The 20040-nt window shown below is 65.7% G+C and carries 16 protein-coding genes; 6 read left to right on the top strand and 10 right to left on the bottom strand.

All coding sequences use genetic code 11. The features are described 5' to 3' along the window. Nucleotides 1-8 precede the first annotated feature (8 nt). From CLG96_RS00715 to CLG96_RS00705, 3 genes are all read left to right on the top strand, one after another. Nucleotides 9-1340, top strand: coding sequence for an FMN-binding glutamate synthase family protein (locus tag CLG96_RS00715; RefSeq protein ID WP_107965955.1), 1332 nt, complete (start codon nucleotides 9-11; stop codon nucleotides 1338-1340). A 93-nt stretch (nucleotides 1341-1433) separates the two neighbouring features. Further along, a complete protein-coding gene (glnT, locus tag CLG96_RS00710; RefSeq protein ID WP_107965954.1) occupies nucleotides 1434-2732 on the top strand; it encodes a type III glutamate--ammonia ligase in 1299 nt (432 codons plus the stop codon). Nucleotides 2733-3157: 425 nt separating this feature from the next. Beyond that, on the top strand, nucleotides 3158-5527 hold the full coding sequence (locus CLG96_RS00705; protein WP_107965953.1) for a TonB-dependent receptor: 2370 nt from the start codon (nucleotides 3158-3160) through the stop codon (nucleotides 5525-5527). A gap of 159 nt (nucleotides 5528-5686) precedes the next feature. Here the strand turns inward: CLG96_RS00705 and CLG96_RS00700 are convergent, their stop codons facing one another. After that, nucleotides 5687-6712, bottom strand: a complete 1026-nt coding sequence (locus CLG96_RS00700; RefSeq protein ID WP_107965952.1) for a zinc-dependent alcohol dehydrogenase family protein — start codon at nucleotides 6710-6712, stop codon at nucleotides 5687-5689. Nucleotides 6713-6820: 108 nt separating this feature from the next. Between CLG96_RS00700 and CLG96_RS00695 the strand changes: the two genes are divergently transcribed. Further along, nucleotides 6821-7768: a LysR family transcriptional regulator gene (locus CLG96_RS00695; RefSeq protein WP_107965951.1), complete on the top strand. Its 948-nt coding sequence runs from the start codon at nucleotides 6821-6823 to the stop codon at nucleotides 7766-7768. A 45-nt stretch (nucleotides 7769-7813) separates the two neighbouring features. Here the strand turns inward: CLG96_RS00695 and CLG96_RS00690 are convergent, their stop codons facing one another. Further along, nucleotides 7814-8305 (bottom strand): GNAT family N-acetyltransferase, encoded by a 492-nt coding sequence (locus CLG96_RS00690; protein WP_107965950.1) that lies wholly within the window; start codon nucleotides 8303-8305, stop codon nucleotides 7814-7816. Further along, nucleotides 8305-8730 (bottom strand): rhodanese-like domain-containing protein, encoded by a 426-nt coding sequence (locus CLG96_RS00685; protein ID WP_107965949.1) that lies wholly within the window; start codon nucleotides 8728-8730, stop codon nucleotides 8305-8307. Before CLG96_RS00685 ends, CLG96_RS00690 begins: the two co-directional genes overlap by 1 nt. A 98-nt stretch (nucleotides 8731-8828) precedes the next feature. Here CLG96_RS00685 and ftrA point away from each other — a divergent pair, with 98 nt between their 5' ends. Together ftrA and CLG96_RS00675 are read left to right on the top strand one after the other, a co-directional pair. Continuing rightward, entirely contained in the window at nucleotides 8829-9884 is a 1056-nt protein-coding gene (gene ftrA / locus CLG96_RS00680; RefSeq protein ID WP_107965948.1) for a transcriptional regulator FtrA, read from the top strand. A 246-nt stretch (nucleotides 9885-10130) separates the two neighbouring features. After that, nucleotides 10131-10676, top strand: coding sequence for an Hsp20/alpha crystallin family protein (locus CLG96_RS00675; protein ID WP_107965947.1), 546 nt, complete (start codon nucleotides 10131-10133; stop codon nucleotides 10674-10676). Nucleotides 10677-10720: 44 nt separating this feature from the next. Here the strand turns inward: CLG96_RS00675 and CLG96_RS00670 are convergent, their stop codons facing one another. From CLG96_RS00670 to CLG96_RS00640, 7 genes are all read right to left on the bottom strand, one after another. After that, nucleotides 10721-13876 carry an efflux RND transporter permease subunit gene (locus tag CLG96_RS00670; protein WP_107965946.1) on the bottom strand — a complete coding sequence of 1052 codons (3156 nt, stop codon included), beginning with the start codon at nucleotides 13874-13876 and terminating at the stop codon, nucleotides 10721-10723. 13 nt (nucleotides 13877-13889) lie between these two features. Beyond that, nucleotides 13890-15128 carry an efflux RND transporter periplasmic adaptor subunit gene (locus CLG96_RS00665; protein WP_107965945.1) on the bottom strand — a complete coding sequence of 413 codons (1239 nt, stop codon included), beginning with the start codon at nucleotides 15126-15128 and terminating at the stop codon, nucleotides 13890-13892. After that, nucleotides 15128-16360 carry a TolC family protein gene (locus tag CLG96_RS00660; RefSeq protein ID WP_107965944.1) on the bottom strand — a complete coding sequence of 411 codons (1233 nt, stop codon included), beginning with the start codon at nucleotides 16358-16360 and terminating at the stop codon, nucleotides 15128-15130. The genes CLG96_RS00665 and CLG96_RS00660 overlap by 1 nt, the downstream gene beginning before the upstream one ends. A gap of 66 nt (nucleotides 16361-16426) precedes the next feature. After that, the gene (locus CLG96_RS00655) at nucleotides 16427-16858 is read right to left on the bottom strand and encodes a hypothetical protein (RefSeq protein ID WP_107965943.1); all 432 of its coding nucleotides are present in this window, start codon (nucleotides 16856-16858) and stop codon (nucleotides 16427-16429) included. Further along, entirely contained in the window at nucleotides 16855-18066 is a 1212-nt protein-coding gene (locus CLG96_RS00650; protein WP_165799467.1) for a M20 aminoacylase family protein, read from the bottom strand. The genes CLG96_RS00655 and CLG96_RS00650 overlap by 4 nt, the downstream gene beginning before the upstream one ends. Next, nucleotides 18063-18560 carry an Lrp/AsnC family transcriptional regulator gene (locus CLG96_RS00645; RefSeq protein WP_107965942.1) on the bottom strand — a complete coding sequence of 166 codons (498 nt, stop codon included), beginning with the start codon at nucleotides 18558-18560 and terminating at the stop codon, nucleotides 18063-18065. Before CLG96_RS00645 ends, CLG96_RS00650 begins: the two co-directional genes overlap by 4 nt. 52 nt (nucleotides 18561-18612) lie before the next feature. After that, nucleotides 18613-19992 carry an aspartate aminotransferase family protein gene (locus tag CLG96_RS00640; protein ID WP_107965941.1) on the bottom strand — a complete coding sequence of 460 codons (1380 nt, stop codon included), beginning with the start codon at nucleotides 19990-19992 and terminating at the stop codon, nucleotides 18613-18615. Nucleotides 19993-20040 lie beyond the last annotated feature (48 nt).

Below are 20040 nucleotides of genomic sequence, written 5' to 3'. Positions count from 1 at the left end.
CAAGCGCGATGGACCTGACCAATATCCCGCGCACCATGCCGCGGCATTCCGCCACTTTCGATCCCCACACATTGTCGGAAATCCGCCGCGCGGCGGCGACCGGCATCTATGACATACGCGGCGCGGGGGCCAAGCGCGCCCTGCCGCACTTCGATGATCTCTTGTTCCTGGGCGCCTCCATCTCGCGCTATCCGCTGGAAGGCTATCGCGAGAAATGCGCCACCGATGTGTGGCTCGGCACGCGCTTCGCGAAGAAGCCGATCCATTTGAAGATCCCCGTGACGATCGCGGGGATGAGCTTCGGGTCGCTCTCGGCGCAGGCCAAGGAGGCGCTGGGTCGCGGTGCCAGCATCGCCGGCACTTCCACCACCACCGGCGACGGCGGCATGACCGCGGAAGAACGCGGCCATTCGCAGACCTTGGTCTATCAATATCTGCCCTCGCGCTACGGCATGAACCCGGCGGACCTGCTGAAGGCCGACGCGATCGAGGTGGTGATCGGCCAGGGCGCGAAGCCGGGCGGCGGCGGCATGCTGCTGGGCCAGAAGATTTCCGATCGCGTCGCGGCGATGCGCACCCTGCCCAAGGGGATCGATCAGCGCTCCGCCTGCCGTCATCCGGACTGGACCGGCCCGGATGATCTGGAGATCAAGATCCAGGAGCTGCGCGAGATCACCGATTATGAGAAGCCCATCTACGTGAAGGTGGGCGCGACGCGGCCTTATTATGACGTGGCGCTGGCGGTGAAATCCGGCGCCGATGTGGTCGTGCTGGATGGCATGCAGGGCGGCACGGCGGCGACGCAGGACGTGTTCATCGAACATGTCGGCATTCCGATCCTCGCCGCGATCCGCCCGGCGGTGCAGGCGCTGCAGGATCTCGACATGCATCGCAAGGTGCAGCTGATCGTTTCCGGCGGTATCCGCAGCGGCGCGGACGTGGCCAAGGCGCTGGCGCTGGGCGCGGATGCGGTGGCGATCGGCACCGCGGCACTCGTCGCACTTGGCGACAATGATCCCGCGCTGGAAGAGGAATATCAGAAGCTCGGCACCACCGCGGGTGCCTATGACGACTGGCAGGACGGCCGCGATCCGGCGGGCATCACCACCCAGGATCCCGTGCTCGCGGCCCGGCTCGATCCGATCGCGGCATCGCGGCGGCTGGCCAATTATCTGTCGGTGCTGACGCTGGAGGCGCAGACCATCGCGCGCGCCTGCGGCAAGAGCCATCTGCATAATCTGGAGCCCGAGGATCTCGTCGCGCTGACCATCGAGGCGGCGGCGATGGCGCGCGTGCCGCTGGCCGGCACGAGCTGGATACCGGGTGCGGACCGCTTCTGAGGGGAAGCGCTTAGCGACGGATCAACATGACATGATGAGGGGGCGGTAACCGGGCACGTCGCCCGGCCTGCCGGGGGACAGGGAAGACGGCATATGGCTATCGATCTGGAAGTGATCGCGAAGGAACGGGCGATCAAATATTTTCTGATCTCCTACACCGATCTGTTCGGCGCCCAGCGCGCCAAGCTGGTTCCCGCATCGGCGATCGGCGGGATGGCGCGCAACGGCGCGGGCTTCGCCGGCTTCGCCACCTGGCTCGACATGAGCCCGGCCGATCCCGACCTGTTTGCCATTCCCGATCCCGACAGCCTGATCCAGCTTCCCTGGAAGCCCGAAGTGGGCTGGCTCGCCGCCGATCTGTGGATGGACGGCAAGCCGCTCGAACAGGCGCCGCGCAACCTGCTCAAGCGCATGGTCGAGCGCGCGGCAGCGCAGGGGCTGGAGATGAAGACCGGCGTCGAATGCGAATTCTTCCTGATCACGCCGGATGGGCAGGCGATCGCCGACACCGCCGACTGCCATGAAAAGCCCTGTTACGATCAGCTCGCGCTCATGCGCAGATATGATGTGATCACCGAGATCTGCAACGCGATGCAGGATCTCGGCTGGCAACCTTATCAGAACGACCATGAGGATGCGAACGGCCAGTTCGAGATGAACTGGAATTATGACACGGCGCTCGTCACCGCCGATCGTCACGCCTTTTTCAAATATATGGCCAAGTCGATCGCCGAGAAACATGGCCTGCGCGCGACATTCATGCCCAAGCCCTTTTCCGGCCTCACCGGCAATGGCTGCCATGCCCATATTTCGCTGTGGCGCGATGGCGCCAATGTCTTTTGTGACGAGAAGGGCGAGCTGGGCCTATCGGCAATGGGCTATCAATTCATTGCCGGCCTGCTCCATTCGGCTCCGGCATTGGCCGCGCTGCTCAATCCCACGGTCAATTCCTACAAGCGGCTGAATGCGCCGCGCACCATTTCGGGTGCTACCTGGTCCCCCAATTCGATCAGCTATACCGGCAACAACCGGACACACATGATCCGCATTCCCGAGGGCGACCGGCTGGAGCTGCGCCTCGCCGATGGCGCGGCGAACCCCTATCTGTTGCAAGCGGCGATCCTCGCGGCCGGGCTGGACGGCATGGAGAATGGGCGCGATCCGGGCCGGCGCCTCGATATAAATATGTATACCGACGGGCATAGCGTGAAGGATGTCGCCACGCTTCCGCTCAATCTTCTCGATGCCCTGCGCGCGCTCGAGGCGTCCGACGTGCTGAACGAGGCACTGGGGGCCTTCATTCCCAGCTATCTCAAGCTGAAGAAACAGGAATGGAACAGCTTCACCGCGCATCTGACCACATGGGAACGCACCACGACGCTGGATTGCTGATCGCCGGTGCTGGCCGGAGCGGGTTCACTCCCTTCCGCGGTCGATGTGTCAATTTAATTTCTTAAAAAGAATATATTCCTTGTAAGCAAATTGAATTCTCATTAAGAATGGCCCCGCAATCATAATCGCGCGCAGAACGAGAATGGGAGGGGCACATTCGAGGGGCGGGGGATTGCCATTGATCGGCATAGGCAATCTCCTCCGGCACTCGGATGTCCTTCGGAGAGCGAGAGATTCCTGAAGGCGTGTAGCTTCGCGCTTGCCAGCGCGACGCCCATGGCGCCGCGGCGACCACGATCCCGGTGAGCTATCGGCAAGCCCGCAGGGCGGCGGCGCGCGCAAGCTTGTGAGTCCGACATCTCAACCCGCCGGCGACTTGTCGCGACTGGTCGGCTGAACCGCAATCAAGGAAGGGGGGTATCCTTATGTCAGGTCCAGGTGAAGCGCTTACAAGCATTGCCCGCAATCATTTCATCAAGGCGATGCTCCTTTCTACGGTGATGACGCCGCTCGGTGGCGCGGGCGTGGCCCATGCCCAGGAAGCCACCACGCCCGAAGCCGCAGGAGCCCTTGGCGAGGTGGTCGTCACCGCGCGCAGGCGTGCGGAAAATCTGCAGGACACGCCGGTCTCGGTAACGGCGATTTCGGGCGAAGAAGCGGCGGAGCAGAATATCCGAAACTTCCAGGATCTTCGCGGGGCGGTGTCCAACCTCGAGGTTCTTCCTCTGGCGACGGGCGGGGCGAGCTTCACGATCCGCGGCATCGGCCAGACCAACTCCCAAGTGAATGTCGACACCAAGGCCGGCTTTTATGTCGATGAAATGTATGTCGCGCGCCAGGAAGGCAATCAGCTCTATTTCTATGACGTGGATTCCCTTCAGGTGCTGAAGGGGCCGCAGGGAACCTTGTTCGGCAAGAATACGACAGCTGGCGCCGTGCTGCTGTCCACCCGCCGCCCCACTGCGGATACCGGCGGCTATCTGCTGGGCCGTGTCGGCAGCTACAAGCGTCTGGACGCCGAAGGCGCGATCAACATTCCCGTGAGCGATGCGTTGCTCACGCGCTTCAGCTTCCGGACCCAGAATGCCGATGGCTATATCAAGCATGTGCTGGACGAGGGGGAGAGCAACAATGTCAACGACAAGTCGGCGCGCTTTCAGATACGCGCGCTGCCGGACAGCAAGCTGACGATCGATCTTCTCGGCGAATATAACCAGTCGAATACGGATGGATCGACATCGATCGTGACAGGCTGCCGCCCGACGGCGGCCTATATGCGCAACTATAATGCGCTGCATTCGATCCCCTTGTGTACCGCCTATCCTATCCTGAACAAGGATTATGCCGTCTATGGCGGAGCGACGCTGAGCATCCCCACCAGTTCAGCCATTACCGATATCGCGAAAGGCGGCGATTCAAATGGTACCGGACGGACAAGGGGAGGGCATAGGGAGTCGTTCAACGATACCGAGGTCGCGACGGTCAATCTGCGGATGAACTATGATTTTAACGACAATATTTCATTGAAATCGATAACGGCCTATCGTCATTCCGATTCATCCTGGTACAATCCGACGATAAACGCACCCAATGACATCTATGCGGAGTTGGACGACACCTCGACGGACCAGTTCACGCAAGAGGTCAACCTCAACGGCAAGGCGATCGATGGGCGGATGAACTATGTTCTCGGCCTTTTCTATTATCATCAGAAGACGGGGTTCGTGCAGGATACCGGCCCCGACTGGATCGACCCCATCGGCTACACCTATGATGCCGATAACAAGTTCGAGAGTTGGGCTGCCTACGCCCAGGCCTCGTTCAAGTTCACCGACGCGCTCGAACTGACGCTGGGCGGCCGGTACAGCTATGATCGCAAGAAGGCGTCCAGCGACGTCTTCCTGCAAACCATCTACACCACGCCGCAATGCAGAAGCTTCGTCGCCGCTTTCCAGGCCGGGGCGGCGGCTTGTGGTGGTCACTTTGTAGGAAGTGGCAAGGACAGTTGGGAAAGCTTCGATCCGCGCGCCCAATTATCCTATGCCTGGACTCCCGATCTGTTCACCTATGTCAGCGTGACGCGCGGCTATAATGCGGGCGGTTTCAACCAGCAGCTCGGCTCCAATCTGGGCGGGATCCTCGTCTCCTATGATCCCGAAAAGGTCACATCCTACGAGGCCGGCTTGAAGAGCGAATGGTTCGATCGCCGTCTTCGCGTCAATGTCGCGGCCTTTTATCAGGACTATGCCGATATCCAGACCACGGTGCTGATCAACATCAACGGCGTCGATACGCGACAGGTGCAGACGGGCGCTACGGCACATGAGCAGGGATTCGAGGGCGAGCTGGTGGTGCAGCCCGTGCCGGAGCTTGTCCTTCGGGCCAACGGCTCCTATCTCGACCAGGCTTATGACAGCATCCGACCGGGCGTCTCCTTTACGCTCAACACGCCGGTCAACACCGCGCCCAAATATACTTACAGCGTTTCGGGCAATTATACTTTCTACCTGCCGTCCGATTCGACCCTGACCGCCAGCCTGAACTGGCGCGCGGTCGGCCGGAAGCCCGCCTGCAACCCGATCGGGAGCTGCTATACGCCTGGTTATGGCCTGCTCGGCGGGCGGCTGGACTTCCAGCCTGGCGAAGATAGCCCCTGGTCGATCGGTATCTTCGGCACCAACCTGCTCGATAAGAAAGTCGAACTGAGCAGGAATAGGGGCGGCTCCATGGGCATCGACAGCTATATTCCCGGTCGACCCATAGAATTTGGACTGGAAATCACGCGGAAATTCTAATTCGCGCTTCCACATTGCAGGGCGGCTCGCGAAATCATGCGCGGCCGCCCTCTCATCCGCGATGGCCTTTGCGACGATGGCGCGGTCGGGGATGGAGTTGCGGAGATGGCTCCCGGGAGCCGTCCCGCTGCTAGACGAGCATGACGGGAATGTCCGTCCTCATTTCGAAACGCGGATGACGATCTTGCCGAACGGTCCCCGCTCGAGACGATCGAGTCCGTCGGGGAGATCGGCGAAGGCGAATTGCGTGTCGATCACCGGCTTGAGGCCGATCCGGTCGACTGCCCGGACCATATTCTCCAGCCCGCGGCGGTTGCCGACGAAAATGGCCTGGACCGTCGCCTGCGCCTGGAAGGCCGGAAAGGAAGGCAGGCTCGATTCGAAGCCGCCGATCACGCCGATCAGCGAGATGCGGCCGGATGGAGCGATCGCTGCCATCGACCTGCCGAGATTGGTACCGCCGACCATTTCCAGAATATGATCCGCGCCGCGCCCGCTTGTGATTCCAAGGACGGCTTCGGCCCAGTCGGGCGTGGTTTCGCGGTTGATGCCATGTGTCGCGCCGAGCGCCTTGGCGCGTTCCAGCTTCTCCTCGCCGCTCGACGTGACGATCACCTCGGCGCCCATCGCGGCGGCGAATTGCAGCGCGAAGAGCGAGACGCCGCCTGTGCCCTGGACCAGCACCGTCTCGCCCGGGCGCAGCCCGCCGAGCTCGACGAGGCTTGTCCATGCGGTGAGCGCGGCGCAGGGCAGGGTGCTCGCTTCCGCATCGTCGAGCGTGGCCGGCGCCGCGACGAGCCATTCGGCGGGCAGGGCGACATATTCGGCCAGAACGCCGGGCAGGGGGCCGCCGAAGCTCTGATTGACCCCGTTGACGCGGGGCGGCGGCCCGTCGATCCAGCCGGCGGTAAAATTGTTGATCACCCGGTCGCCGGCCTTGAAGCGCGTGACGCCGGGCCCGACGCCTTGGACTTCGCCGGCCAGGTCCGATGCGGGCGTGAACGGCAGGGCAAATTGGGCATAGCCTTGATTTTCGAGGAACAGCCGGTCGCGATAGTTGAGCGACACGGCCTTCACGCGGACCAGCACTTCGCCCGGGCCCGCGACCGGCACCGGAACGTCGGCAAGCTCCAGCGTCTGGCGTCCGGCCGCGCTGATCTGCCACCGCTTCATCATGTTCGTCATGTCTCGCTCCACCTTGGCTGGACGCGAGACATAATGGAGCGATATGATCCGCAGTGACGGAGATTTGTCCGTTCAGTGTAGACATATGCGCTACATGGTGGAGGCATTTTGGTCGATCGGCTGAGCGGTATTTCCATTTTCGTCCAGGCCGCCGAGGCCGGCAGCTTCGCGCGCGCGGCGGATCGGATCGGGCTCAGCCGGTCGGCGGTGGGCAAGGCGATCGCGCGGCTGGAGGAAAGGCTCGGAACCAGGCTCTTCCACCGCACGACGCGCGGCCAGAGCCTGACCGACGACGGGCAGGCCTTCCATGAACGCTGCCTGCGCGTGCTGGCGGAGCTCGAGGCAGCGGAGGCGGTGCTGGACGATGGCGGCCGCTCGCCATCGGGAATGCTGCGCGTCAGCGCGCCCGTCCTGCTCGGCCGCCGCTGCGTCGCGCCGATCCTGCTCGATCTTGTACGGCGGCATCCGCAGCTCGAACTCGATCTGGGCTTTTCCGATCAGCTCGTGGATCTGGTCGAGGAGCGGGTCGATCTCGCGGTCCGTGTCGGCCCGCTGCCCGATCGCGCGGGGCTGATGGCGCGCATGCTGGGGACGTTCAGGATGGTCGTCTGCGCGGCCCCGGCCTATCTTGCCGAGCGCGGGGCGCCCTTGACGCCCGCTGATCTGGCCGATCATGACTGTCTTCCTTATGCTTATCGCGGCGGACGGGTCGAGCCCTGGCGGCTGACCGGCCCCGATGGCAGGCTTGAGGAGATACAGCCTCGCAGCCGCATAAGGCTGAACGATCTGGATGCGATCGCTGAGGCCGCCATGGCGGGGGCCGGCCTCGCCTGCCTGCCCTGCTGGCTTGTCGCCGATCGCGTCCGCGCCGGCGATCTGGCGATATTGTTCGGGAAGTATCGGGCGACGGGCAGCGAGGTCCATGCGGTCTGGCCGCAGGCCCGGCATCTGCCTTCGCGCGTGCGCGCGACGATCGACGAACTTTCAACGCACATGCCGGCGCTCATGGTCGAGCCAGGCAAGGCGCGTGGACGGGCGGAGATGGCGGGCGCTTGATGCGTCTGAACCGTCACCCTGCGGAGGCAGGGATGACGGGAGTGCTCAGTCCAGACGAGAGTCGTTCAACGCATTGGGAGCCATCGTCCACGGCTCCCACATAATGTCATGCTGCCCGCCCAGGCTCTCATAGAATCGTTTGGCGCGTTCATTGCCCGCCAGCACGAGCCAGTTGACCCGCGGCGCGCCGATGCGCGCCGCATGTTCGACGATTGCGGTCATCAGCGCGCGGCCGACCCCCAGCCCGCGGGCCTCCGCGGCGACGAACAGTTCCTTGAGGACCAGCGTGGGCTTCAGGTCGAACGTCCAGGGGATGATATAATGGACGGCGATCCCCACGACATGGCCCGCAAGTTCCGCCACGAACAGGCCGAAGCGCGGCGAGGGGCCGAGGCCATGCTCGATCAGATCGGCCTCGCTGACCTGGAAGCGATCGATATAGCCTTCGAAGACGGCAAGCGCCCGCATCAGGTCCAGCACTTGGGCAACGTCCCGCCGCGCGAAGGGGCGGATGAGGGCCTGCGCGCCGCCATCCATCAGGCTGCCTTTGCGATCAGGCCCGGCTCCGCGCCCGAGGCGAAGGGCAGTTCCTCGTCGGCCCAGCCGGTGATACCGCCGATCATGATCTTCACCGGCCGCCCCAGCCGCGCGAGCTTCAGCGCCGCCCGATCCGCGCCATTGCAATGCGGGCCGGCGCAATAGACGACGAACAGCGTGTCCTCCGGCCATTCCGCCATGCGCTCGGCCGAAATCTCCGCATGGCGCAGATGGATCGCGCCCGGAACATGCCGCCGCTCATAGGCCGCCTCCGATCCGACGACATGGAGCAGGACGAAATCCTGCTCGCCGGCTTCCAGCGCCGCGGCGACGTCCGCGCAGTCGGTCTCCACCGACAGCCGGTGCGAAAAATGCGCGATCACCACTTCGGGGGACGCCGCGGGAATCTCGATCACATAGCTCATTTCAGCCCTCCTAGATCATGGCGCGGATGATGGCCTCGCATATCGCCCAGGCCTTGAGGGGCTGGTAGCTGGCAAGAACGCCATATAGCATCAAGATCATGACAAAAACGTTCCGCATCAGCCCCGCGCCCGATCCACTGGTTGTCGCCATCGCCTATGACGGGCTGTGCACCTTCGAATTCGGGGTGGCGGTGGAGATATTCGGTCTCCCCCGGCCGGAAATGGGCGAGCATTGGTATCGTTTCGCCGTTGCCGCGATCGAGCCGGGCGAGCTCCGGGCGACGGGCGGTGTCCGCATGGTGGCGGATGGCGGGCTGGATCTGGTCGATCGGGCAGGAACGGTGATCGTGCCCGGATGGCGCGGCGTCGACGAGCCCGTTCCTGATCGCCTGATCGCCGCGCTCCGGAAGGCGCATGCGCGGCGCGCGCGTATCCTCTCAATCTGTTCCGGCGTGTTCGTGCTGGCGGCGGCGGGGCTGCTGTCGGGCAAACGTGCCACGACGCATTGGCGCTATGCCGAAAGACTGCAGGCGCACTATCCTGCCATCCGCGTCGAGCCGGATGTGCTCTATGTGGATGAGGGCGATGTCCTCACCTCCGCCGGCAGCGCGGCCGGGATCGATCTCTGCCTCCATCTGGTGCGCCGAGATTTCGGGACGGAGGCGGCGAACAAGGTCGCGCGCCGTCTCGTCCTCCCGCCGCATCGCGATGGGGGGCAGGCGCAGTTCGTCGAACGCGCCGTCGCCATGCCCCATGAAAGCGCGCGGATCGCGCCGCTGCTCGATCGGATGCGGCAGGATATAAAGGGGGACCATAGGCTAGAGGGGCTCGCCCGGGCGGCCGGAATGAGCCCGCGCACCTTCCTCCGCCGGTTCGAGGCCGCTACGGGCACGACACCTGCCAAATGGCTTCTCGCCGAACGGCTGGCCAGGGCGCGCGAGCTGCTGGAGAAAAGCATGGCGCCGATCGAGGCTGTCGCTGAAGCCTCGGGCTTCGGGACGGCCGCCACCTTGCGGCATCATTTCCGCGTGCAGCTTTCCACGACGCCCGCCGTCTATCGCGCCCGTTTCGGGTCGGTCGCGCACACCGCCCGGGCGGATGCGGGCGAGGCATCCGGATGGCCCGGAATCGGAGCGAAAACGGGGCACGCTTAGCCGCCATCATCTTGAAACAAGCCGTAAATCACCTAGCTCCATATCCACCGGGCGCCGCCGTTCGGGTCCGGTCCTGTCGGAGGGGCGTCTGGGCATTTCGGGCTTCCCTGCGCAGTCATATTGCCTGTTGGAGGAGCCGGATATGAGCGGCGAACTGACCCCGCCCAGACCTGTCCCTTCATCGAGCGACCGGGCGCGTGCCGGCGGCGCAACCATGTTCAGGCTTGAAATATAAGGAGGATGAGGATGGCAATGCGTGATCTTATACCCTGGGGCCGGGAAAGTAGCCGGACCCCGAGCCTCTATGGCGGCGAGGAAGCGAATCCCCTGCTGTCGCTGCATCGCGAGATGAACCGTCTCTTCAACGATGCTTTCAGGGGTTTCGACCCGTTTCGCGGCTTCGACATGCCCGCGCTGATGCCCGCATTGGGCCAGCGCATGGGAGGCGGGTGGCCGATGGTCGAGACCAGCCAGACCGACAATGAGGTGCGCATCACCGCCGAACTGCCCGGCATGCGTGAGAAGGATGTCGAGATTCTGGTCGAAGATGGCGTGCTCACGCTGCGTGGCGAACGCAAGAGCGAGACCGAGGACAAGGATCGCGGCTATTCGGAACGCTATTATGGCCGTTTCGAGCGCCGCATCGGCCTGCCCGCCGGGGTGCAGGAGGATCAGGCCAGGGCCACGTTCGAGGATGGCGTGCTGACGATCACCCTGCCCAGATCGGCGGAGGCCATTGAGCGTGGCCGCAGGATTCCAATCTCGCGCGGCGACGAGGCGACCAAGCATTAAATGATGCTGACGCCCCGGCCGACAGGGCCGGGGCGTCTTTCGCTTCAGCTCATGGCTGGCACGGCGCGGTCCTCCGCCGCCACCCGTCGCCCATGCACCGCGCGATAGAGCGCGGGCAGGACGAGCAGGGTCAGGAGCGTCGAGGAGATGATGCCGCCGATCACGACGGTGGCGAGCGGACGCTGCACCTCCGATCCGGGACCGACATTGAGCGCCATCGGCACGAAGCCGAGCGAGGCGACGAGTGCGGTCATCAGCACCGGCCGGAGGCGGGTGAGCGCGCCCTCGCGGATCGCCTCGTCGAGCGGCCGGCCTTCCTCGCGAAGCTGGCGGATGAAGGTCAGCATCACGACGCCGTTCAGGACGGCGACGCCCGACAGCGCGATGAAGCCGATGCCCGCCGAGATGGAGAAGGGAATGCCGCGCAGCAGCAGCGCCGCGATGCCGCCGGTAAGCGCGAGCGGCACGCCCGAGAAGACGATGCCGGCATCCTTCGCCGATCCGAACAGCGCCAGCAGCAGGCCGAAGATCAGCAGCAGCGCGAGCGGCACGACGATCTTGAGGCGCGTCGATGCGGACTGGAGCTGCTCGAACGTGCCGCCATAATCGACCCAATAGCCGGCGGGCAGCTTCACCTCCGCGTCGATCCGTTGCTGCACCTCGGCGATGAAGGAGCCGAGGTCGCGGCCGCGGACGTTGACCGTCACGACCGCGCGGCGCTTGCCGTCCTCGCGGCTGATCTGGTTCGGCCCGGTGGTGCGCTCGATCGTCGCGATCTCCGACAGGGGCACCGAACGGGGCGTGCCGTCCGCTGCCGCCGGCAGCGGTACGGGCAGGCGTTCGAGCACGGCGGGATCCTCGCGCAGCCGCTCGGGCAGGCGGACGACGATGTCGAAGCGGCGATCGCCCTCGAACATCTGCCCCGCCGAACGGCCGCCCATCGCCGTCCCGATCACCGTCTGGACATCCTCGACATTGAGGCCGAGGCGGGTCAGCGCCGCGCGGTCGGGCAGGATCTGGATGAAGGGCAGGCCGGTCGTCTGTTCGGCCTGCGCATCCTGTGCGCCAGGGATCGAGGAGACCACCTTCAGCACCGCATCGGCCGTCTGGGCGAGCCGATCGAGATCGTCGCCATAGACTTTGATCGCGACGTCGGAGCGGACGCCGGCGATGAGCTCATTGAACCGCATCTGGATCGGCTGGATGAACTCATAGCGCGATCCCGGCACCTGCTGCACCGCGGCGTCCATCTCGGCGACCAGCTCGGCCTTGGGCTTGCGCGGATTGGGCCATTCCGAACGCGGCTTCATCATGACGAAAGTGTCGGCGACGCTCGGCGGCACGGGATCGGTGGCGACGTCCGCCGTGCCGATCTTGGCGAACACGTCCGCCACTTCCGGGAAGCGCTTGAGGCGTCGCTCGAGCGCGGACTGCATCTCGACCGCCTGGGTGAGGCTCGTGCCGGGGATGCGCAGCGCATGAAGCGCGAGATCGCCTTCGTCGAGATTCGGGATGAACTCCGATCCGAGCCGCGTCGCTGCGACGCCGCTCAACAGGACGAGCCCGACGGCGCCCGCGATCACTGCTCCCCGGCGGCGGAGCGCCAGATCGAGCAGCGGCGCGTAGCGGGACCTTGCGGCACGCATCGCGCGGCTCTCCTTCTCCTCGACCCGGCCGGTGACGAACAGCGCGACCGCCGCCGGCACGAAGGTGAGCGACAGGAAGAGTGCCGCCATCAGCGCCATGACGACGGTGGCCGCCATGGGGTGGAAGGTCTTTCCTTCCACGCCGGTCAGCGCGAAGATCGGCAGATAGACGATGGTGATGATCGCGATGCCGAACAGGCTCGGCCGGATCACCTCGGCCGTCGCCGCACCCGCCAGGCCGAAGCGCTCCTCCCGGCTCAGCAGCCGGCCTAGCCGATGCTGCGCCTCGCCGAAGCGGCGGAGGCAGTTTTCGATGATGATCACCGCCCCGTCGACGATCAGGCCGAAATCGAGCGCGCCCAGGCTCATGAGATTGCCCGACACGTCGTTCGCGACCATGCCGCTGATCGTCAGCAGGAAGGATAGGGGGATGACGGCTGCGGTGATGAGCGCCGCGCGGATGTTGCCGAGCAGCAGGAAGAGGATGACGATGACGAGCAGCGCGCCTTCGAGAAGGTTCTTCTGGACCGTCTCGACCGTCGCATCGACCAACTTCGAGCGGTCATAGACGGTCTCGGCGACGACGCCGGCGGGGAGCGAGCGATTGACCTCTTCCAGCCGCTTGGCGACGGCCTGGCTCACGTCGCGCGCATTTTCGCCGACCAGCATGTAGATGGTGCCGAGCACCACCTCGCGCCCATCCTTGGTGGCGGCGCCGTTGCGCATTTCCGAACCGATCACGACATCCGCCACATCGGCGATGCGGATCGGCACATTGCCGCGATAGGCGACGATGATCCCTGCCAGATCGCGCTCGCCGGCCGCCTGGCCCGGCACGCGGATCAGATATTGCGAGCCATAGCGCTCGACATAGCCTGCGCCGACATTGGCATTATTGCGTTCGAGCGCGCCGATCACGTCGCCGACGGTCAGGCCATAGCCGGCAAGCCGCTCGGGATAGGGCGTGACATGATATTCCTTGCGATAGCCGCCGACCGAATTGACCTCGGTGACGCCGGGCACGGTGCGCAGTTGCGGGCGCACCACCCAGTCGTGGAGCGTGCGCAGATCCTGCGCGGTCCAGGCGGAGCCGTCGGGCTTGCGCGCGCCCGGCTTCGGTTCGATCGTGTACATGAAGATCTCGCCGAGACCCGTCGCGATCGGCCCCATTTCGGGGGCGAGACCGGGCGGCAGATTGCCGCGCACGCCCTGCAGCCGCTCATTGACGAGCTGGCGCGCGAAATAGATGTCGGTGCCGTCGCGGAACACCACCGTCACCTGGCTCAGTCCGTAGCGCGAGACGGAGCGCGTATATTCGAGGCCCGGCAGCCCCGCGATCGCGGTCTCGACCGGATAGGTGATGCGCTGCTCCGCCTCGAGCGGCGAGAAGCCGGGCGCGGCGGTATTGATCTGCACCTGCACATTGGTGATGTCGGGCACGGCGTCGATCTTGAGCCGGCCGAAGCTGTAGACGCCCACGGCGCCGAGAAGGAGGGCGATCGCGAGGACCGCCCAGCGCTGTCGGATCGACAGCCGGATGATGCGTTCGAGCATGGCTGCGGATCCCTTAATGGTCGTGGCTGGCGCCGGACTTCTCTATGTCCGCCTTCACGACATAGCTGCCGGTGGCGGCATAGGCCTGGCCCGGCTTGATGCCGGACTTCACCTCGGTCCATTCGGGGCCCTGCGTGCCGAGCTCGAGCATCCGCACCTCATAGGTGTCGCCGACCTGCGCGAAGACGACGGTGAAGTCGCGGAACGCCTGCAGCCCGCTGGTCTTCACCGCCAGCGGCACGCTGCGCTGCTCGACCGTCACTTCGCCCCGCACGCTCATGCCCGGCCGCCAGAAGCCGTCCGCATTGGGCAGCGTCGCCCGCGCGGTGAGCGACTGGGTGGCGCTGTCCGCCAGCGGCAGGAAGTCGCGGATCCGCGTGCTCTGCGCCCGATTGCCTTCCAGCCCGCGTATCTGCACCGGCTGGCCGGCGCGCACCCGCTCCATGTCGCGCGGGAAAACCGGGAAGGACGCGACCGTGCGCGACGGATCGGCGATCACGAAAAGGGGCTCGGAGCCGGTGACGCCGCCGACATTGGTGCGGCGCTCGGTAATGATGCCGGCGATCGGCGCGAACACCGAATAGGTCTGCAGGCTTTCGCTGCTCTCGATGCGCGCGAGCAGCGTTCCGCGCGCCACCCGGTCGCCGACATTGCGCGCGACCGAGACGACCCGGCCGGGATATTTGGCGCCCACCTCGGCGGTCGCCGCCGGATCGAGCTCGACCCGGCCGACCAGTTCGATCGTCTCGCCGATCGTGGCGGGGCCGGCCCGTTCGATGCTGATGCCCGCCGCGCGCGCGGCCGGCGCGGAGATGGTGGTACGGCCTTCATAGGAAGCATAGCGCCACTGATGGCGCTTGCCGCCCTCGTTCGCGATCACCTCGACATCGAAGCTGTGCGGCTCGATCACGCGGGCCTGACCGCGCAGATAATCCTCCTCGGGCCGGAAGGCGAAGCGGTTCACCTCGCCGTCGAGACGCTTGAGAATGATCGCCAGATCGATGCCGGCGGGTGCCACCGGCTTGTCGCCGCGATAGGCATAGACGTGGAATTCGGGCGGCACGCCATCCTCGAAGATGGTGATTTCCAGCGCGAAATCGCCATCGCGCAGCATCCGCCCATTATGCGGGCCGCGCTCATAATCTTCGGCGGGGGCGCCATGCTCCTCGCTGGCGGGGGCAGCGGTTTCGGAGCCGCAGGCGGCGAGCGGCAGCAGGAAGGCCGCGGCGATGGCGGCATGGATCTTGGACATCAGCGCGTCTCCTGGACGGTATCGGCGAAACGGCCGGTCAGGCGGTCGAGCTCGACCCCGGCCTCATGATAGCGGGTGGCGGCCTGGACGAGCCGGCTGCGGGCGGCGGCGAGCGCGGACTGCGCGGCGGACACGTCGAGGAAGGAGAAACCGCCGCGAGCATAGCCGGCGCGCACCTCGGCCAGCGTCCTTTCGGCGCCGGGGATCACGCGATCGCGGATCGCCTCGGCCTCATGGCGCGATTCCTCGACCTTCTCGGCCGCGAGCGCGATCGCACGCGTGCGTTCGAACCGTTCGACCGCCATGTCCGCATCGGCCTGGCGCCGCTCGGCCTCGACGCGCGCCACATTGGCGCGGTTGAGCGCGCGATTGCCGAGCGGCAGCGAGAAGCCCGCGACCAGCGCCACGTCGCCCGTGCCGGGAAGATAGCGCGGGCCCGCCGAGACGGTCGGGTCCTGCACGGCGCGCGCGCGTTCCAGCGTGATCGCGGCATCCGCCCGGGCGGCGCGCGCCTCATAGACGGCGAGGTCCGGCGCGGAGGGGCGAGGCTCGGTCACGGGCCGGTCGAAGCGCAGGAAATTGTCGGTCGCGACCTGCAGCCCGTTGGGTGTGCCGCCCCACAGCGCGATCAGCCGCGTCAGCGCGGCATCATGGGCATGGATGGCAAGCTCCAGATCGACCTTGGCTTCGGCGAGTTGGGTCTGCGCGCGCGTGCCGGCGAACAGCGGATCGCGCGCCGCGCTCACCCGCCGGCCGACCTCGCGCGCGAGCGCCTCGGCGATCGCGACACGCTCGCGCGCATTGCCGAGCGCGACCTGGGCGGCCTCCACCTCGACGAACAGGCGCTGGACGGTCGCTGCGATTTCGAGCCGCTGGACGACCGCTTCGGCGCGCGCGACGCGGATCTCGCCATCCGCCAGCGCGACCCGCGCGGCACGCTTTCCGCCACGTTCGATCCGCTGGCTGTAGACGGCGCCGACCTGGATCTGATCGTTCAGATCCTTGCCGCCGACCCCGAGATTTTCGGCGAGGGCGTCGATCGAGGCGGAGGGGCGGGTATCGGCCGCCGCGCGGGCGGCGACGAGCGCATCGTTGCGCGCGGCGGCTGATGCGGCCTGGGGCGCGGCGCCGAGCGTGCGCGAAATGGCATCCTGGAGCGTCAGCGGTGCTGCGAACGCCGCCGACGGTAAGCAAGCGGCCACAATGAGGGCGGCGCGCGACAATCTGAACATGAAAAGTCTCCTGATCCGGGGGACATGCGGCGCGGATCGCCTGGGCGCCGCGCCATGGGCCGTGGATCAGGCGGCTGGAGGCTCCAGCAGGGGCGGCATCTGGAGTGAAGCGAATGCTATCGGCTCGATCGCGGGCGTGTCGATCGCGGCCCGGATTATCGGCGCGAGGGGCAATGCGCTGTCGGGCACATGATCGGCGACGATATGGACATGCGCTGCCGCCACCGTGCCCTTGTGCGGCTCACTCGGATCGCGCGGCGCGCCCGGATCGCTGCTTTCGCCGGCGCGATCGTCGTCGTCATGCTCGGCATGATGGCCCATCTCGTCGGCATGGAAGGACAGGTCATGATGAACCGCGGCCGGCGTCATCGTCCCGTGCGACAGCATCAGGATGGAGATCATCAGCACGAGCAGGAAGCGCCCCGCCATTCCGGGCGCGGCCGCGACGGCGCAGCGCCGCGATCGCGAGGACAGGAAGGGAAGGCGCCGAAAGATCATGCCGGCAGCAGCCGCTCCGCCAGCTCGGTGAACCAGGCGATGCCCGTGCCGATGACCTCGTCGTTGAAGTCGTAATGCGGATGGTGCAGCGGTGCCTCCTTGCCCGGCCGGCCCTGGCCCAGCCACAGATATGCCCCCGGCCGCGCCTGGAGCATGAAGGCGAAATCTTCGGACGTATAGGCGGGATCGGGCGCGAAGGCGGCATCCCCGCACACGGCGGCGGCCGCCGCGAGCGCATGGGCGGCGCATTCCGCATCGTTGATCGTCGCCGGATAATAGCGGTTGTAGCTCACGTCGATGCGCGTGCCGCTGGCCAGCGCCACGCCCGCAGCAATATCGCGCAGCGCCGCCTCGATCACATCCTGCACGGCGGGATCGAACGTGCGCACGGTGCCGGCGAGGCGCACTTCCGCAGGCAGCACATTATGGGCATGGCCGCCCGCGATCTGCGTCACCGACAGCACTGCCGAGCTGGTCGGCGGGATGCGGCGCGAGACGATCATGTTGAGCTGCAGCGCGAGCTCGCTCGCAGCGACGATGGCATCCGGCGTCTGGTGCGGCAGGGCGGCATGGCCGCCACGGCCGGAAACCAGGATCTCGAACTTGTCGGCCGCGGCCATGATCGGGCCCGGCCGCGTCCGGGCGCTGCCCGCCGGCAGATCGGGCCAATTGTGCAGCGCATAGACCTGATCGCAGGGGAAACGATCGAACAGGCCATCCTCGATCATCTTGTGCGCGCCACCCAGCCCTTCCTCGGCGGGCTGGAAGATGAAGTTGATCGTGCCGTTGAAGTGGCGGGTGCGGGCGAGGTGGCGCGCGGCGCCCAGCAGCGTCGCGACATGGCCGTCATGGCCGCAGCCATGGAATATGCCGGGCGTCCGGCTGGCATAATCGAGGCCCGTATCCTCATGGATGGGCAGCGCGTCCATGTCCGCGCGAAAGCCGAGCGAGCCCTTGCCGTCGCCATTGCGCAGCACGCCCACGACGCCCGTGCCGCCGATCCCGCTTTCTACCTCCAGGCCGATGGCGCGGAGCTGCTCGGCGATGGCGGCGGCGGTGCGATGCTCGGCAAAGCCCAGCTCGGGATGGGCATGGATGTCGCGCCGGAAGGCGACCAGCGGCGCGATCAGCTCCTCGATCCCGGCCTTGCCGTCCGGCATCGCGCCGGCCCGCTCATGTTCGGACTGGATCGGGAGCTGCATCGTCATGAAAGATTGCCTTCGAACAGGATTTCGATCGGGTCGTAGCGCTTCAATATCGGTGACTTGATGACGATATAGCTGAAATATTTCTCTATTCCGAAATCGCGCTCAAGAATGTCTTCCATGACGGACTGGTAATGCGTCACGGATTTCGTGATGAACTTCAGGAGATAATCATATCCGCCGCTGACGAGATGGCATTCGACCACCTCGTCGACGGTACGGATACGCTGCTCGAAGCGCGAAAAATCTCCGCTGCGATGGTCCGCGAGTGTCACTTCGGTGAAGACGGTGAGGACGTCGCCGAGCTTCGACAGATTGAGATGTGCGCCATAGCCGGTGATATATCCCGCCTTTTCCAGACGCTTGACGCGTATCAGGCAAGGGCTGGGCGAGAGGCCGACCGCATCGGCAAGATCGACATTGGTGATCCGGCCGTTCTTCTGAAGCTGGGCCAGTATCTTGAAGTCGAGGCGATCAAGTTTTGGACCGATGCTCATCTATCCGTTCCTCTCCGATCGGGTCGGATCACCCGATCCCGGCATATGCCGTTCAGCCGACTTCGCGCCGCACTTCAGGCTCGTCAAGAACGTCGTTGAGCGTCTTGCGAAGCCGTGCGAACAGGCGGTCCATATCGTCCGCGCCGCAGCTTATCGCGGGGGCGAGGCCGATAGTTCCATCGCCGAAGGCGCGGAAGATGATGCCGTTGCGATAGGCGGCGTTGGTCAGCCGTTCGGGCAGCCGCAGCGCCGGGTCGAACCGGGTCTTTTCCGCCTTGTCGGAGACGAGCTCGATGCCGCCGAGCAGGCCCACGCCGCGTACATTGCCGACCAGCGGATGATCCTGCAGATCGAGCAGCCCTTCGCGGAAGCGCGGCGCGCGCTCCTGCGCATTGGCGAGGATGCCGCCCTCCGTATAGAGACGCAGCACTTCCAGGCCGACCGCCGCGCTGACGGGATGGCCCGAATAAGTGAAGCCATGGCCGATCGGCAGCTCCGGCCGGGGTCCGTCGGCGATGCCCGAATAGACCTTGTCGGACATCAGCACCGCGCCCATCGGCGCGTAGCCGGAGGTGAGGCCCTTGGCCATTGTCATCAGGTCCGGCGACACGCCTTCGGTCTCGCAGGCGAACATCGGGCCGGTACGGCCGAAGCCGGTGATGACCTCGTCCGCCACGAACAATATGTCGAGCTCGGTGCAGGTGTCGCGCATCGCCTTGAGCCAGCCGGGCGGGGGCACGATCACCCCGGCCGATCCCTGCACCGGCTCGGCGAAGAAGGCCGCGACATTTTCCGCGCCCAGCTCGGCCACCTTCGCGCGAAGATCCGCGACCGAACGGTCGATCACGGCCTGCGGATCGCTGCCCACCGGGCTGCGATAGGGATAGGCCGCCGGAATATGATGCTGCCAGGGCAGCGGCACGTCGAAATCGCGATGGAAGGCGGGCAGGCCGGTCAGGCCCGACCCGGTGGTGGACGAGCCATGATAGCCCTTGTCCAGCGCGATGAAATGCTTCTTCGCGGGCCGGCCGGTGGCGTTGTAATAGTTGACGATGAAGCGGACGGCGGAATCGACCGCGTCGGAACCGCCGAGCGTGAAGAAGACGCGATCCAGCCCCGGCGGGCTCAGCTCGACCAGCCGTTCTGCAAGGCGGATGGCGGGCTCGTTCGCGAAATGGAAATAGCCGGTGGCATAGGGCAGGCGGCGCATCTGCGCGGCGGCCGCCTCGACGATGGATTCATGGCCGTAGCCGACATTGACGCACCACAGGCCGGCAAAGGCATCGAGCAGCTCATTGCCCTCGATGTCGCGCAGATACATGCCCTTGCCGGATGCCAGTACGGTCGCGCCGCGCCGCTCGTGCGGCCGGAATGCCGTAACCGGATGGATCAGATGGTTGCGATCGCTTTCAATGAGGTGGTTCGAATACATCGGCCTGCCCTACGAAACTGATGCGCAACATTATGCGAGGGCCGGATC

The sequence above is a fragment of the Sphingomonas oleivorans genome (assembly GCF_003050615.1).
In the GTDB taxonomy this organism is placed as follows: domain Bacteria; phylum Pseudomonadota; class Alphaproteobacteria; order Sphingomonadales; family Sphingomonadaceae; genus Sphingomonas_H; species Sphingomonas_H oleivorans.
Note: the sequence above shows the minus strand (reverse complement) of the source record. Positions and strands in the feature narration are given on the sequence as shown.